Raw genomic sequence first — 408 nt, 5'->3', positions numbered from 1 at the left:
AACCCATCCACAAACACCCGAGGCGTACCAGGATGCCGTTCCGAAGTCACCGGCCAATGCAACGCCTCACCCGCACGCAACCGCCCATACGTGATCCCGGAATAGTCCGCAGGACCACCAGCCGACGCCGCCCGCAACTCCTCGAACACTGATTCCGGCTCGACCGGGAACCGCTCGGCGGGCTGTCCGAGTCGAACCGCCAGTCCTTGCAACACGTCCAGATCACTGCGCACCCCAGGAGGCGGGGTCACCGCGCGCTGCCGCAACAGAACCCGACCCTCCAGATTCGTCATCGTCCCGGACTCCTCAGCCCACTGCGTCACCGGAAACACCACATCCGCCACCCGCGCCGTCTCCGACAACACCACATCCGCACACACCAACAAATCCAACGCCGCCAACCGATCC

1 protein-coding gene is annotated in these 408 nt (G+C 65.0%); it reads right to left on the bottom strand.

Annotated elements, in window-relative coordinates; genetic code table 11:
* The coding region (locus F0L68_RS43425; protein ID WP_223198621.1) for a molybdopterin oxidoreductase family protein at positions 1-408 on the bottom strand (408 nt) is incomplete at both ends.

Origin of the sequence: Solihabitans fulvus (genome assembly GCF_008386585.1) — a bacterium.
GTDB classification, from domain to species: domain Bacteria; phylum Actinomycetota; class Actinomycetes; order Mycobacteriales; family Pseudonocardiaceae; genus Solihabitans; species Solihabitans fulvus.
The sequence above is the reverse complement of the archived record's forward strand: the minus strand, read 5'-3'. Positions and strand labels throughout refer to the sequence as shown.